The sequence below is a fragment of the Streptomyces sp. CRN 30 genome (assembly GCF_034105845.1).
In genome coordinates, this window is sequence record NZ_JAVRHI010000328.1 from 84,000 (window position 1) to 96,747 (window position 12,748).

Annotated in this window: 17 protein-coding genes; 7 read left to right on the plus strand and 10 right to left on the minus strand. The window is 71.5% G+C overall.

Going from position 1 to position 12,748, the window contains the following annotated elements; all coding sequences use genetic code 11:
• Positions 1-46: 46 nt before the first annotated feature.
• The gene (locus tag UW392_RS35260) at positions 47-505 is read right to left on the minus strand and encodes a nuclear transport factor 2 family protein (protein ID WP_320779284.1); all 459 of its coding nucleotides are present in this window, start codon (positions 503-505) and stop codon (positions 47-49) included.
• Positions 506-711: 206 nt separating this feature from the next.
• On the opposite strand from UW392_RS35260, the gene UW392_RS35265 reads away from it, so the two are divergent.
• Positions 712-1,074, plus strand: coding sequence for a hypothetical protein (locus tag UW392_RS35265; protein ID WP_320779285.1), 363 nt, complete (start codon positions 712-714; stop codon positions 1,072-1,074).
• Between the two features lie 388 nt (positions 1,075-1,462).
• On the opposite strand, the gene UW392_RS35270 is transcribed toward UW392_RS35265, so the two are convergent.
• The gene (locus tag UW392_RS35270; protein ID WP_320779286.1) at positions 1,463-1,837 is read right to left on the minus strand and encodes a MerR family transcriptional regulator; all 375 of its coding nucleotides are present in this window, start codon (positions 1,835-1,837) and stop codon (positions 1,463-1,465) included.
• Positions 1,838-1,904: 67 nt separating this feature from the next.
• Here UW392_RS35270 and UW392_RS35275 point away from each other — a divergent pair, with 67 nt between their 5' ends.
• Positions 1,905-2,240 carry an EthD domain-containing protein gene (locus UW392_RS35275; RefSeq protein ID WP_320779287.1) on the plus strand — a complete coding sequence of 112 codons (336 nt, stop codon included), beginning with the start codon at positions 1,905-1,907 and terminating at the stop codon, positions 2,238-2,240.
• A 1,095-nt stretch (positions 2,241-3,335) separates the two neighbouring features.
• Here the strand turns inward: UW392_RS35275 and UW392_RS35280 are convergent.
• Both UW392_RS35280 and UW392_RS67105 read right to left on the minus strand, forming a co-directional pair.
• Complete coding sequence (locus UW392_RS35280; RefSeq protein WP_320779288.1) at positions 3,336-3,656, minus strand: hypothetical protein; 321 nt, start codon at positions 3,654-3,656, stop codon at positions 3,336-3,338.
• Between the two features lie 97 nt (positions 3,657-3,753).
• Complete coding sequence (locus UW392_RS67105; protein ID WP_414496754.1) at positions 3,754-4,257, minus strand: SsgA family sporulation/cell division regulator; 504 nt, start codon at positions 4,255-4,257, stop codon at positions 3,754-3,756.
• A 113-nt stretch (positions 4,258-4,370) separates the two neighbouring features.
• Between UW392_RS67105 and UW392_RS35290 the strand changes: the two genes are divergently transcribed.
• Complete coding sequence (locus tag UW392_RS35290) at positions 4,371-5,021, plus strand: response regulator transcription factor (RefSeq protein ID WP_320779289.1); 651 nt, start codon at positions 4,371-4,373, stop codon at positions 5,019-5,021.
• 22 nt (positions 5,022-5,043) lie between these two features.
• Here the strand turns inward: UW392_RS35290 and UW392_RS35295 are convergent, their stop codons facing one another.
• From UW392_RS35295 to UW392_RS35315, 5 genes are all read right to left on the minus strand, one after another.
• Entirely contained in the window at positions 5,044-5,409 is a 366-nt protein-coding gene (locus UW392_RS35295) for a response regulator (protein WP_320779290.1), read from the minus strand.
• Between the two features lie 84 nt (positions 5,410-5,493).
• Complete coding sequence (locus UW392_RS35300) at positions 5,494-6,303, minus strand: L,D-transpeptidase family protein (protein ID WP_320779291.1); 810 nt, start codon at positions 6,301-6,303, stop codon at positions 5,494-5,496.
• A gap of 96 nt (positions 6,304-6,399) precedes the next feature.
• A complete protein-coding gene (locus UW392_RS35305; protein ID WP_320779292.1) occupies positions 6,400-7,635 on the minus strand; it encodes a CU044_5270 family protein in 1,236 nt (411 codons plus the stop codon).
• Positions 7,632-8,195 carry a sigma-70 family RNA polymerase sigma factor gene (locus UW392_RS35310; protein ID WP_320779293.1) on the minus strand — a complete coding sequence of 188 codons (564 nt, stop codon included), beginning with the start codon at positions 8,193-8,195 and terminating at the stop codon, positions 7,632-7,634. Before UW392_RS35310 ends, UW392_RS35305 begins: the two co-directional genes overlap by 4 nt.
• Positions 8,196-8,422: 227 nt before the next feature.
• Entirely contained in the window at positions 8,423-9,043 is a 621-nt protein-coding gene (locus tag UW392_RS35315) for a DUF1345 domain-containing protein (RefSeq protein ID WP_320779294.1), read from the minus strand.
• A gap of 182 nt (positions 9,044-9,225) precedes the next feature.
• Between UW392_RS35315 and UW392_RS35320 the strand changes: the two genes are divergently transcribed.
• The 3 genes from UW392_RS35320 to UW392_RS35330 all read left to right on the plus strand — a co-directional run bounded on the left by UW392_RS35320 (position 9,226) and on the right by UW392_RS35330 (position 11,091).
• Positions 9,226-10,005 (plus strand): SDR family NAD(P)-dependent oxidoreductase, encoded by a 780-nt coding sequence (locus UW392_RS35320; RefSeq protein ID WP_320779295.1) that lies wholly within the window; start codon positions 9,226-9,228, stop codon positions 10,003-10,005.
• Between the two features lie 145 nt (positions 10,006-10,150).
• Positions 10,151-10,378 (plus strand): hypothetical protein, encoded by a 228-nt coding sequence (locus tag UW392_RS35325; protein WP_320779296.1) that lies wholly within the window; start codon positions 10,151-10,153, stop codon positions 10,376-10,378.
• A 131-nt stretch (positions 10,379-10,509) separates the two neighbouring features.
• Positions 10,510-11,091 (plus strand): class I SAM-dependent methyltransferase, encoded by a 582-nt coding sequence (locus UW392_RS35330; RefSeq protein WP_320779297.1) that lies wholly within the window; start codon positions 10,510-10,512, stop codon positions 11,089-11,091.
• Between the two features lie 132 nt (positions 11,092-11,223).
• On the opposite strand, the gene UW392_RS35335 is transcribed toward UW392_RS35330, so the two are convergent.
• Entirely contained in the window at positions 11,224-11,586 is a 363-nt protein-coding gene (locus UW392_RS35335; protein ID WP_320779298.1) for a DUF1304 domain-containing protein, read from the minus strand.
• 124 nt (positions 11,587-11,710) lie between these two features.
• Between UW392_RS35335 and UW392_RS35340 the strand changes: the two genes are divergently transcribed.
• On the plus strand, positions 11,711-12,424 hold the full coding sequence (locus UW392_RS35340) for a lysophospholipid acyltransferase family protein (RefSeq protein ID WP_320779299.1): 714 nt from the start codon (positions 11,711-11,713) through the stop codon (positions 12,422-12,424).
• The last annotated feature ends 324 nt before the right edge of the window (positions 12,425-12,748 follow it).

The following is a 12,748-nucleotide window of genomic DNA, read 5'->3' on the forward strand; positions in this document are numbered from 1 at the left end:
GGTGGTGGCGGTGGTGGTCCGGGAAGTCGTCGCGTGGGAGGGGTGGTCAGGCGGTGAGGTCCAGGCGGGTCCGGGTCTGCACGAGTTCGGCGATGTGCCAGGCGCCGTCCGCCTTCACGAAGCGCGCGCGGTAGTGCCCCGACCCGTGCATCCGGCGGAAGGGCACGGTGTCGGACACCTCGGCGTCCGCGGAGCGCGTGACGATGTCCTCCATCGCCCACACGCCGCGGGCGGCGGCCGGCGAGTCGACGTCGATCTCGTCGGAGAACAGGTGGTGGACCAGGGTGACGCCGGAGCCCCCGCTCGCTCCGACGGTGGCGGCGATCTGGTCCCGCCCCTCCATGCGGAGCCACACCGAGCCGTCCGGCCGGTGCGGGGTGAAGGTGCCGTCGGGGGTGAACAGCCGCGCCAGGTCCGGCCAGCGCTGCTCGTCCGCGTACCGGACGTAGCGGGCCATCAGACGGCGCAGTTCCTCGATGACGTTCAGACGCTCGACGGTGTCCATGACCGGTTCTCTCTCCTGACGTGGGCGCGGTCTCCGGGCGGACACCCGTCCCTGCGGCTGTCCGGCTCGCCCATGGTGCGACGCAGAAAATGGACCGGCAAGTCCAAAACTGCGTAGGCTGTTGCGCCAGGAGTGGAGTCACGCGGCGGTGCGAGTCTCACAGCGGGGTGCAACGTGTTCTGTGGGCGCGCGGGGACGTGAGTGCCGTGTCCAGTGCCTCGACGATGCGGGCGGTCACCGCCGCCGTCGTGGCACAGGACGATGCCGCCCGAGCGCGCGAAGAAGGCGGCCACCTCCCACGGCCTGGCCGTCTCCACCCGCGCCCGGTTCGGTTCCACCGCCGCCCCCGGCACCACCGACGACGCCCGCATCCGCGACATCACCTGGGCCCTCACCCCCAGTGGGCCGACCGCCTCTTCCAGGCCCACGACACCGGCACCACCGAACAGCAGCTCCAGCGCATCGCCGCCGACGGCCTCGCCGAGATGTACGTCCGCGCCGACAACACCCGCGCCAACTGCCTCGGCGTGGAGTTCACCGACGTAGAACAGGTCGACATCGAACTGTAGGTCCGCCGGCCACACGTACGTGCACCTCGCACACCGCCGAGTACGGCATCACTGCCGGACCGGAGCCCGGAGCCGGAGAGCCGAGGGGTCCCGCAGGTGAGTGCGGGGTCCTTGCTCGTTGCGCATGTCGCACAGTCACACCTTGCCGTTGTCCTGCGTGGGCGCCCTGGCGGCGGGTGTCTTGCTGTCGAGCGGTTCGGCCCAGGCGGCCGTAGGCGCAGGCGTCTTCACCGCCCTGACGGCCCGGGCCGACGCGGACCAGCCGGCCGCTTGAGGCCGTGGCGTGGCATCGCCACCCGCTACGAGAAGACCGCGCCCATCCATCTGGCCGGGCGCCACATCGCGGGCCTCTTTCTCGGGTCCGCGCGCTGATTCGAACGTCCCCAGGTCACGAACCGTCCTCCGCCGACCGTGCCAGGTACGCCTGGTTGTCCTCGATAAGGTCGTCCAGCGCATCCCTGGCGGCGGCGAGGCCGTCGATAGCCTCGGACAGCCGGGCCCGCTCGCGGCCCATGAGCTCCAGAGCCTGCCGCGCCCGGTCCTCGTTCGGCTCGGCCATGCAGGGCGTCATCTCGGCGATGGTGCCACTGGACATGCCCGCCGCCAGAAACGCCCGCACGAGGCGCACCCGCTGAACGTGCTCGTCCTCGTAGTGGCGCTGTCCGCTGGGCGAACGGGAGCTGACGAGCAGGCCCTGCTCCTCGTAGTAGCGCAGCGACCGACGGCTGGCTCCCGTCCGGGCGGACAGGTCACCGATCCGCATGCCGAACTCCTCCCGTGCTCCTGATCCACTTGCCCCTGACATTGATGTGAGCTTTTAGGTTAACTCCATGCTGAAGCTCATCTTCATGATCAACCGTGTCGAGGGAATGTCGTACGAGCGTTTCGTCGAGCACCACCGGGACCGGCATGCACCACTGTTCACCTCCATCCCGGAGGCGGAAAGCCACGTGCGCAAGTACACCGTGTCCCACCCGGTCCCCGCCGAGAACTACCCGCCCCGGGCCTACGACGGCCTGACGGAAATCTGGTTCGAGGGCTGGGAGGACCATGACGCCATCTTCGCCTCCGACAACTACCGGACGCTGGTCAACCCCGACGAAGCACGCTTCATCGACATGGACTCGGTGGCCGTGATGGTCACCGAGGAGAAGAAGGTCATCTGACGCGACCGACCCACAGACGGACACCGGCTCAGCTCTTACGGCCGGTCCCCGCGCACACGTGGACGTCAGCGCCTGTCACATAGTCGGCATGCCGGGCCCCCGGCACAACAGCCAACGACGCACCCGAACCTACGACCAGAGATCCGAACGGAACGGCCTTCTCGCGCCGGGGACGCCCCCCGGTGCGAGAAGGCGGCCCACGGCCGGCGGCAGGCACGGGCCGTCCGGGCGGTGTTCCAGGGCGTGGAGCCGTCCGGGGAAACGAGAGACTGGAGCCTCAGTGACGTGCCCGCCTGGAGTACGGTCCGGTCGGCGGTGCTCATCGCAACCCCCAGAAGCGGTTCCGGGCGGCGATGGGTCGCGAGCGCCCAGTAAGTAACACGTGTTTTACCTTACTGCACACACATATGTGTGCACGCCGACATCGACCGACTGTTGGGCATGGCTGCGTCCTGCCCGCTTTTGATGGCCGGCAGGACTCCGCCCGGTGAAGGAGCGGCCCGATGACGGTTCTCGACTGAGTTCCCCTGAATGTGCTCGACGCCTACCGGACCGGTGAGTTCGTCACCCTGGGCCACGACGGGCGCGTCGCCCTCCCGGCGCGCCCGCTGCGCCGGCTGACGGACTGGTACTTCCTGCGGCTCGTCATCACCGTCACCCCCGAGCGGGTGCTCACGCGGCCGGCGGCGGAGCCGCCCCTGCCACAGGTGGGGTCGGCCCTGCCGGGCGGCGCGCCGCTGCTGCCGGGGGCCGCGCGACCGGCCGCCTGCCCGACGGCGGTGCTGGCCGCCCGGGATGCCTCCGGCACGCCCGTCCTCGCACGGACCAAGCCGGTCGCGACGGCCGGCTGCTGGTACCCGGTTCGCCCTGGAGCCCATGGACTCGGGCAAGGGACTGGACGGGTTGCGACTGCTGCGCCGCTCGGGCCGCGCCACCGACCGGTACCTGGAACGCCGGGGACTGCCTCGTCCCAAGGTCCGGTGAGATCACTTCCAGCCGCTCTCCGCACCCCGGCGGTCGTCCTGACGGAGCGGTCGGCCGGGCGGCTCCCGGCATGGAGGGACACCTGGCGCGGAGGGTTACCCGGCGCGGTGTTCACACTCCGTCCGCCCGGTGTCGTCGCCGACGCCGCTGACGTGCTCGTTCCGCGTAGCCCGTGAGCGCGAAGGCACTGGCGACGAGCGCCCAGTTGGCCAGTACGAACAGCACGCCATCGGCGGTACCGAGCACCGGGCGGGCCGCGAGGGCCATGACGACGGCGATCGGCGTACTCGCGCACAGGGCCAGGACGACGGGCCGGCGGGCCGCGAACTCCTGGACCACCGTGGGCGGCCGGTGCCGGCCCGCGATACCGGCGCCGCTGATACGTGTGTCGAGACGTGCGCAGGTGCGCCGTACTCGTCGCAGGAGGCCCATGTGTGCATGGTAAACGGAGAAGCCATGTCAAGAGTGACGTACTTTTCCCGGACAGCCCTTCTGCCGACCGCGTTTGCACTGCACACTTTTTGATATCTCAACAATCTCCAACGGTGGGCGCGGCATGACGGGCCTCGCGGACCGGGTGGCGGCCTTCGACGGCAAGCTGTCCATCGACTCCCCGTCCGGTGGCGGCACCACCCTGCGCATCCAGATCCCCGTCCCCGACTGAGCCGGCCGGCCCGTACGCCACCCGTGGGCTCCGTACCCGGGGCACCATGGCCCAGGTCCCGGCGAGCCACTGTCCGACCGGATCGGTGGGAACCTCGAACAGCGCCACGCGGTCGCCCGCCCCCACCCGTACGCAGAAGGAGGACCGTTCACCGTCCTCGTCCAGCATCGGCCAGAGCACGACCTCGCCCTCACCGACCCGGGTGACCATGCCGTCGGCCAGCAGCTGCCGGCAGAAGACCCAGCGCACCGGCCGTTCCCCGTCGAGGCCCAGGACCAGGGTGACGGCCAGCGGGTCGAGGGCGTCGTACGAGAACTCGCATTCCAGGTCGAGGGAGAGTTCGCTGGTCACCCAGTAGGTGATCTCCAAGGAGAGGTTCCGACGTGCGGCGAGACGACCGGGTCGCCGGGCGCGCCCGGCGCGGCAACGAGCCCGTACGGAACGGGACTCACGACGCCGGCATGACTACGTAGGATGCGCTCATGAGGGAATCACTTCGGGCGGTGCTCGGAGAAGACCAGCCGATCGTCCGTGAGGGCATCGCCGCCATCCTGCGCGCGTCCGGGATCGACGTGGTCGCCGCCGTCGACGAACTGGTGCGCGCCGCTGAGGAACACGACCCCGATGTGGTGATCACGGACATCCGGATACCGCCCAGGCTGGAGGCCGACGGCCTGGACGCCGTACGGAAGATCCGCGCCGCGCGGCCGGAGACGGCCGTGATCGTGCTCTCCCAGTTCCTCGACGCCTCCTACGCGCTCGACCTGGTCGGGGACGACCCGAGCGGCGTGGGCTACCTGCTCAAGGAGAAGGTGGCGAGCCCTCAGATCCTCATCGACGCGGTCCAGCGGGTCGTGGCCCGCGACTCGGCCCTCGACCCGGACGTCATATCGGCGCTGCTGGGACGCCAGCGCCCCCAGAATCCGTTGGAGACGCTGACGCCGAAGGAGCGGCAGGTCCTCGCGCTGATGGCCGAGGGACACTCCAACACGGGTATCTCGCAGCAGCTGTTCGTCAGCGTCGCCGCCGTGGAGCGGCATGTGACCGGCATCTTCACCAAGCTAGGGCTGAGTCAGTCGGCGTCCGGTACCCACCGCCGGGTACTGGCGGTGCTGCGCTACCTCGGGCAGTGACGACGGGCGCGGCCTGCCGCGCTCAGGGCGAGGCGGGGGCGAACATGCTTCGCAGGTCGGCGTCGAACAGCCGGTCCTTGGCGACGAAGAAGTCGATGCCCGCTCTGTCCAACTCCTCCTTCGACCACAGCGACTTGTCGGTCGAGGTGAGCACGACCCTCGGGGAGTGGTCCTCCTCGGCCAGCCGGCGGGCCACGACCAGCCCGTCCAGGTCGGGCAGGTGCAGATCGAGCAGCAGCCCGTCGGGACGGTGTGCCCGCACCGCGGCGAGGGCCGAGGTGCCGTCCGGTGCCTCCGCCACGACACGCAGTCCCCGTGCCGCCAGCAGGGTCGTGGCGATGCGGCGGAACCCGGGGTCGTCGTCTACGACGACGATGTTGATGCACATGCTTCCAGGATGCACAACAGTCAGGTGACCGGACCATAGGGGGAGCCCTACGGTTTGTGTATCACTCACGTACAGGGGTGTCCGTCAGCGGGCCAGGAAGGCCGCGTCCCCCATGACCACGACGGGGTGGTCGGCGGGGTCGAGGGTACGCAGCAGTTGCCGCATGTGTGCCTCGGACAGGCTGACGCAGGCGTGGGTGGGACCGCCGTGGTCGACGTGTATCCAGATCCCTCCGCCGCGGTCGGCGCCCAGCGGCCGGGTGCCGTCCATCGGTGAGGTACCGGGCTGCCGGTTGTAGTCGATGGCGATCACGTAGTCGAAGGCGCCGCTGAGCGGTTCGCCCTCGAAGCCGGTGCCGGAGACCGAGAAGGCGCCGGAGCGGTGGTAGGGCAGCCCGGTGCCGGGGTCGGGCAGCCGTCCGCCGGCGTCGGACAGGCCGAACACGCCTGTGGGACTGCGCAGATCGCCCGCGTGGTGCCGGTCGGTCCAGCCCCGGTAGCCGTTGTGCGCGGCCCACTCCTGTCCGGCTCGCCATCCGCCGGTGACCCGTTGCCAGAGCACGGCCCGGGAGGTGGCCGCATCTCTGCCGGAGCCGGTGACCAGGACGACCTGCCGGGTGCTGGCCGGTATCCGTGCCCGGGTCCGGGGGCCGAGCCCCGGCAGCCGGGCGGGCAGCTCGGGCCGGGCCCGCACAGTGGCCGGTGAGGTGACGGGGGCTTCGGGGACGTCAGAGGCGGCGGGGACGTCGGAGGCGACGGGGGCGACGGGGGCGACGGGGGTCCACCGTGAGACCGCGGCGTGGTCGTCGCCGGACAGGTGGGGGTACGCGGCGATGCCCGCCGCGGCGACGGCGAGCGCGGCGGCGGCCGGCAGGAGGGGCCGGTACAGACGCATGGATACGGGCTTTCTCGTTGTGGGGGTGTCGTGGGGGACGTCGTGGGGACGTGGGCCGGCCGGGCCCGCCGCGCGGGTCCGGCCGGTTCGCGGGGCTCAGCTGTGCGCGTTCTCCGGCACGTCGATCTGGTGCTCCGCCCAGGCCATCCGGGTGGTCGCCTGGTAGCTGAGCGAGGTGTCCGCCGTGAGTCCCGCCGCCTCGGCCCGGGCCGAGGGATCGACCAGCAGGAGCTGGTCGCCGAGCATCTCGCCGGTGGCCGGGTCGACGATCAGCCGCTGCTTCGTGGTGCCCAGCGGCCCCTCGTAGGTCTCGGGGTACTCGACCCCGACGCCCACGCGTCCCAGCGGGTCGGTCACACCGCCCACCACCCGGACCCCGGGCAGGTCGGCCATCACGCGGTACGCCGCCGCCCGGACCGCGGGCTTGACGGGCATCGTGACGAGGCTGCCCGCCTGGCGCAGCATCCAGGTGCCGCGCTCCGTGCCGTTGTCGGCGCTGTTGTCCCGCGCGTACAGCTCCTCCAGGTGGCGGCGGAGTCCCGCGGCGGTGGTGGGCAGTGCCCGCAGGTCCTGGTAGGTGACGTTGTCCGGGCCGACGGCATAGATCTTGCCGCCGATGTCGGTCCGCATGACCATCGGGTCGGACGTGCCCGCCTTGACGGAGATCCTGTGGGCGCTTGTGCCCTGTCCGGCTTCGACGACGGCCGTGCGGGGCGAGCCCGCGGCACGCCAGCGTGCCTCGTCCGCCGCGGTCAGCGGCTCGGTCCGCGCGTCCAGGCCGGTGACCATCAGGCTCCCGGCTCCGGAGCGCACGCCCACCGACCACTGCTCCCTCGACGTGGTGCGCACGGCGAAGAGCTGCCCGCCGGCTTCGGCGACGTCCACGTACTGCGACTCCGTGGTCGTCTGCCAGTACGTTCCGGCGGCGGGGGAGGCCGCCGCCCTGGTCGCCGCGCTGAGCAGTTCGAGGTGGCCGTCGGTGGTGACGTCCGGCGCGGCGCTCGACGGCTGGGCGGCGCCGGAGGACCGCGGCTGGGCGGCGGAGGACCGCGGCTGGGCCGTGGAGCGGTCGGCCGGTGCGTGAGCGTCGAACGTGCCCACGGCCACCACCACGGAGGCCGTCACCCCGGCCAGGACCATCGCTCCCAGCGGGCGGAATCCGCTCCCGCGGCGCGGGGCCCGGTCGTCCGCGGTGTCGGCGATGATGCGGGCGAGGTCCTGCCGCTGCCGCGTCGGGTCGGTCAGCCGGGCGGGGTCGAGTTCGTCGGGGCGCGCGTCGGCGAGGATCTTCAACACGTCGGGCCGCCGGGACCGCTTGGGGGACGTCTTCATGCGGGTGCTCCTTGGTGGTGGGGGTGGAACGCGGTGTCGGCGGTGTGCGTGGTCTCGGCTTCGGACGCCTGGGCGGCGTCCAGCGCCTTCTCCAGGCGGCGGCGGGCCCGGTACAGCCGGACGGCCAGCGTGGCGCCGGTGATGTTCAGGACCCGGGCGGCCTCCCTGGTGCCGAGGCCGTGCCAGGCGATCAGCGTCAGCAGTTCCCGGTCGGCCTCGGGCAGGCTCGCCAGGGCCTGGAGGGCGACGTGCCGGTCGGTGACCGTCGCCGCGACGTCACCGGCCCCGGGGCCGGTGACGCCGACGCGCTGTGCCTCCTCGGCGGCCAGGACGTTGCCGAGGGCGTCCCGGCGGCGGGCCTCGCGCACCAGGTTGCGGGCCACCCCCAGCAGCCACGGCAGGGGCGGGCTGGGAACGTCGTCCAGCCGCCGCCAGGCCACGGTGAACGCCTCACTGGCGATGTCCTCGCCCGCCTGCCGCCCGACCAGGCTCGCCGCATAGCCGAGGACCCGCGGGTAACACTCCTCATACATTTCACGGAAGCGCTCAGCAGGTGTCATGCGCGCTCCCCTCCTCTGACTTGTCACACCTGGGAATGCGCGCGGAGGTCTGTTTCTTACAGCAGAACCGCGTATGTGATGTACATCACATACGCGGTTCTAGGGGTTTCGCACAGAGGCGGACAGGGGTGTTCCGGGGTCCGCGATCGGTCACCGGAGCGCGTCGTGCGCGACGCGGTGGGCTGAACCGCGCAGGGACCGAAGGGACCGGGGACGCGTATGAACGGTCAGCCGGTGATGACGCCCACCGCGATACCGAGCGTGGCCGTGTTGTAGACGAACGACAGGATGCTGTGCGAGAGGATCCGGGCGCGGATGCCGGACGTCTGGGTCTCCACGTCGGAGACGGAGAACGTGGTGCCGAGCGTGAAGGCGAAGTACGCGAAGTCGACGAAGTTCGGGCGTTCGGCGTTGGGGAAGACGAGGACCTTCTCCGGCAGCGCGCGGTAGTACTCCTGGGCGTAGCGCTCCGCGTAGCCGAACTGGAGGATCACCCAGGCCAGGAGGACGGCCGGGACACCCACCAGCTTGGACAGCGCCTCCGCGTCCCCGTGGCCCTTGTTGACGACGATCTCCAGACCGGCGATGATGCCGATGATCGCGGTCAGGAGGGTGAAAGCGAACGCCGTGCGCCTGCCCTGGATGTTCTTCAGCCACTCGGCTCCGTCGGCTCCGTTCTTCTTGCTCCGGAGCCGGGAGATGCGGGTCGCCAGGTAGAACACGGCGAGGAGATCCCACAACCCTATGTAGAGCATGGTGTGCGTTTCGAGTACGGCGATGGCGACGCCGAGCAGGATCAGTACGGCTTCGATGACCCTGGACAGCAGGAGTGTGAACTTATTGAACATGTTTCCTCTTGGCGCGGAACGGCCGGGCGGAGACACCCTAACGGACCCGGCGGCTCACACGTTTCACACAGGTGTGAGCACGGGGGCATCGCACACTTATCGGTACCGTTGCGAGAAGCAGCTACGTATGCTGCGAGGTGCGAGCGGGGCATCCCACCCGGCGTCGACACACGGGAGACATCATGGATCTGCACCTCACCGGCCGGCGTGCGGTGGTCACTGGCGGCAGCCGGGGCATCGGTCTCGCGGTCGCCCGGACGCTGGCCGTGGAAGGCGCCTCGGTCGCCCTGGTGGCCCGCTCCGCCCGCCGCGCCGAGGAACAGGCCGCCCTGCTGCGCGAGGAGACCGGTGCCGAGGTCGTCGCGGTCGCGGCCGACACCGGGTACGACGCCTCGGTGACCGGCATGGCCCGGACCGTGCGCGAGCGGCTCGGGCACGTGGACATCCTGGTGAACAACGCCGCCACCACCAATCCGGGGGCCTTCCCGGACGACGCACTGGAGACCGAGATCAACGTCAAGGTCCGCGGCTACCTGCGGTGCGTCCGCGCCTTCGCGCCCGCCATGACCGAGCGGGGCTGGGGCAGGATCATCAACGTCAGCGGGCTGGCGGCACGGCAGAGCGGCTCGGTGACCGGCTCGGTGCGCAACGCCGCCGTGGTCGCGATGACCAAGAACCTGGCGGACGAACTCGGACCGAACGGCGTCAACGTGGTCTCCGTCCAGCCCGGTGCCACCAGGACCCGCACCTGGCTGGACAACCTGGCGGTCCGGGCGGCGGCCACGGGGAGCGACCCGGCGGAGCTGGAGGAGCGGGCCGCCGCGGCCGTCTCCATCGGCCGGGTCGTCGAACCGCACGAAGTGGCGGCCGTGGTCGCCTTCCTGGCCAGTCCTCTCAGCGTGGCGGTCAACGGGGACACGATCGCCGCGGGCGGTGGTCTCAAGGGACCCATTCATTACTGAGACCGCGCTACGGCGCACGCCATGTTCGTCCGGAGTGCCGAGGAAGACCCCCTGAGCAGACCTCCCTGAGCAGACCCCTGAACAGACCCCTGAGTAGACCCCTGAGTAGACCCCGCTGAGTGAACCGTCCCCTGAGGAGAAACACATGTCCCAGCCTGCCGAGGATCCGATAGCCGCTCTCGACACAGCCGCGTGGGCACTGGCGGCCGTGATCGGGACACTGACCGACGCGGCCGACGCCCCCCTCGCCGACGTACTGAAAGCCGACCCCGCGCGCAGCGAGGACCTGCGGGCCGCCGGGCTGCTGCGCGAGGACGCGACCGGGACGACGGTCCACCCTCCCTCGCGCACGCGGACGGGCCGACGGCGCTGAGCGCGGCCGAGGCACGGCTCAGCTCGCTGCGCCAGGCGCTGGCCGCCGCCCAGGACCGGGGCGGCGGCACGGCCCGGGGCTGGGCCCAGCAGGAGGACGCGGTCCTGCTGCACCAGGGACGGGCTTCGGCGATGACCGGAAGGGCGCTGGCCGGCAAGGTGGTTCCGGCGCTGCCCGGTCTCGCCGACGCGCTGGCCGCGGGCAGCGGGCGCGTACTGGACGTCGGCACCGGGGTGGCGGCGCTGGCCCTGGTCCTCGCCCAGGCGTTCCCCCGGGCCCGTGTGGTGGGCGTCGACATCCTGGAACGGGTGCTGGAACTGGCCCGCGGGGAGCTGACGGCAGCCGGCGCGGAGGTGGCGGACCGGATCTCGCTGCGCCGTCTCGACGTCGCGCAACTCACCGAACCGGCCGGCTACGACCTCGTGTGGCTGCCCGCCCCGTTCCTCTCCGAGGCGGCGCTGACGGCGGCCGTGCCCCGGCTCACGGAAGCCCTCAAGCCGGGCGGCTGGATCGTGGTGGGCACCAACCCTGCCGTGCCCGAGCCGCTGCGCCGGGCCGTCGCCGGCTGGAACGCCGTACGCAACGGCGGCAATTCCTGGGACACCGACCATGTGGCACGGGCCCTGGCCGCCCACGGGCTGGAGGGGGAGCAGCGGTTCCCCACCGTGCCGGGCGGCCCCGTGCTGGTGGCGGCCCGGCACGCCGGCGGCTGATCCGGGGTGTGACACCGCGATCGGCGCGTCACATCGGACACGAGAATGGTCCCGGGAAATTCGGACAGGCGGGTTCTCCTGCTGGAGGCCGTCCTTGCCCTGTCCGAGACACATGTCGGCCATCCCGTGTCATCAGCGGGCGGCGAACACCAGGATCAGGGCGAGCAGCGCGGGGATCGTCTGCACGAAGAGGATCTTACGTGCGGCGGTCGCCGCCCCGTACAGACCCGCCACACCGACGCACACCAGGAAGAACACCTTGACCTGGTGCCCCACCGGGTCGGAGGCCAGGGCGCCCCACACCAGACCGGCACAGAGAAAACCGTTGTAGAGCCCCTGGTTGCCCGCCAGTGCCCGCGTCTGCTCGGCGAACTCGGCCGTGGTCCCGAACGCCGCGCGGGCCCTCGGACCGGTCCACAGGAACATTTCCAGCACCAGGATGTACGCGTGCAGGCAGGCGATGGCCCATACCGCGACGTCAGCGAAGATCGACATGGCCGCCATCATCGCGCATATCTCGGATCGCGGCTCACCTGGTATACAGGTGTCTCCCCCTCTGTCCCCCTCCGGTCCGGCTGTCTGCCCCGGGCGGGAGATCTTGTCTCACGTTGGGAAACATATGCCTCGCCGACGGATCGGATTCACCTATCGGACGATGGCCGCGATCGCACGACCGCTCGTGCGGCTGCTGTTCCGGCGGCAGTGGGCCGGCGCGCACCATCTGCCCGCCGAGGGCGGGTTCATCGCGGCGGTCAACCACAACTCGTACCTCGACCCGCTGGCTTACGGCTACTTCCAGTACGCCGCCGGCCGTCCCCCGCGGTTCTTCGCCAAGGACGGCCTGTTCAAAGGGTCGTTCGGGCGGCTGATGCGCGCCATGAGGCACATCCCCGTGGCACGCGGCGGGGCGGGCGCCCTGGCGGCCCTGGACCTCGCGTCGGCGGCGGTCCGGGGCGGCGAGGGAGTGGTCTTCTACCCGGAGGGCACCCTGACCCAGGATCCGGAGATGTGGCCGATGGCGGGCCGGACCGGCATCGCCCGGGTGGCGCTGGCGACCGGGTGCCCGGTGATACCGGTGGCCCAGTGGGGGGCGAACCTGCTGCTGCCGCCGTACGGCAAGCTCGGCCCGCTGCTGCCCCGCAGGACCCATCAGGTGCTGGCCGGGCCGCCCGTGGACCTCTCCCGCTTCCGGGACCGGGAGCCGGGGCCGGAGGTGTGGCGGGAGGCCACGGAGGAGATCATGGCGGCGATCACGGCCCTGCTCGCCGAGGTCCGCGGTCAGTCCGCGCCGACGACGACCGGGGACCGGCGCGGTCCCCTGCGTTCCGTCTGACGAACCGCCACCACAGACCTCCTGCCGGCCGGCGGGGCGTCGGCACGGCCGTTCCCCCTCGGCCGGCGTGCCACCGGCACAGCCCCTCACACCCGTCCCGTCTGACGGCCCGCCGGCACGGCACCTCCCGCCCGTCCCGGCCGGAGAACCATCGGCACAGGCGTTCCCTGCCCGGTCGGCGGACCACCGGCATAGCCCCTCCCGCCCGTTCCGTCTGACCGCCCGCCGGCACGCCCCCTCCCGCCCGTCCCGGCGGGCACGGTCACCCGCGGTGGGAAGGGCACCGGCGGGCGGGGCGGCCGCACCGGTCGGCCGGTGCGGCCG

Bases quoted from the DNA above. Each gene is read 5' to 3' on its own strand.
- UW392_RS35260 (WP_320779284.1), bottom strand. From the start codon at position 505: ATGGACACCGTCGAGCGTCTGAACGTCATCGAGGAACTGCGCCGTCTG.
- UW392_RS35270 (WP_320779286.1), bottom strand. From the start codon at position 1,837: ATGCGGATCGGTGACCTGTCCGCCCGGACGGGAGCCAGCCGTCGGTCG.
- UW392_RS35275 (WP_320779287.1), top strand. From the start codon at position 1,905: ATGCTGAAGCTCATCTTCATGATCAACCGTGTCGAGGGAATGTCGTAC.
- UW392_RS35280 (WP_320779288.1), bottom strand. From the start codon at position 3,656: ATGGGCCTCCTGCGACGAGTACGGCGCACCTGCGCACGTCTCGACACA.
- UW392_RS35290 (WP_320779289.1), top strand. From the start codon at position 4,371: ATGAGGGAATCACTTCGGGCGGTGCTCGGAGAAGACCAGCCGATCGTC.
- UW392_RS35295 (WP_320779290.1), bottom strand. From the start codon at position 5,409: ATGTGCATCAACATCGTCGTCGTAGACGACGACCCCGGGTTCCGCCGC.
- UW392_RS35300 (WP_320779291.1), bottom strand. From the start codon at position 6,303: ATGCGTCTGTACCGGCCCCTCCTGCCGGCCGCCGCCGCGCTCGCCGTC.
- UW392_RS35305 (WP_320779292.1), bottom strand. From the start codon at position 7,635: ATGAAGACGTCCCCCAAGCGGTCCCGGCGGCCCGACGTGTTGAAGATC.
- UW392_RS35310 (WP_320779293.1), bottom strand. From the start codon at position 8,195: ATGACACCTGCTGAGCGCTTCCGTGAAATGTATGAGGAGTGTTACCCG.
- UW392_RS35315 (WP_320779294.1), bottom strand. From the start codon at position 9,043: ATGTTCAATAAGTTCACACTCCTGCTGTCCAGGGTCATCGAAGCCGTA.
- UW392_RS35320 (WP_320779295.1), top strand. From the start codon at position 9,226: ATGGATCTGCACCTCACCGGCCGGCGTGCGGTGGTCACTGGCGGCAGC.
- UW392_RS35325 (WP_320779296.1), top strand. From the start codon at position 10,151: ATGTCCCAGCCTGCCGAGGATCCGATAGCCGCTCTCGACACAGCCGCG.
- UW392_RS35330 (WP_320779297.1), top strand. From the start codon at position 10,510: ATGACCGGAAGGGCGCTGGCCGGCAAGGTGGTTCCGGCGCTGCCCGGT.
- UW392_RS35335 (WP_320779298.1), bottom strand. From the start codon at position 11,586: ATGTCGATCTTCGCTGACGTCGCGGTATGGGCCATCGCCTGCCTGCAC.
- UW392_RS35340 (WP_320779299.1), top strand. From the start codon at position 11,711: ATGCCTCGCCGACGGATCGGATTCACCTATCGGACGATGGCCGCGATC.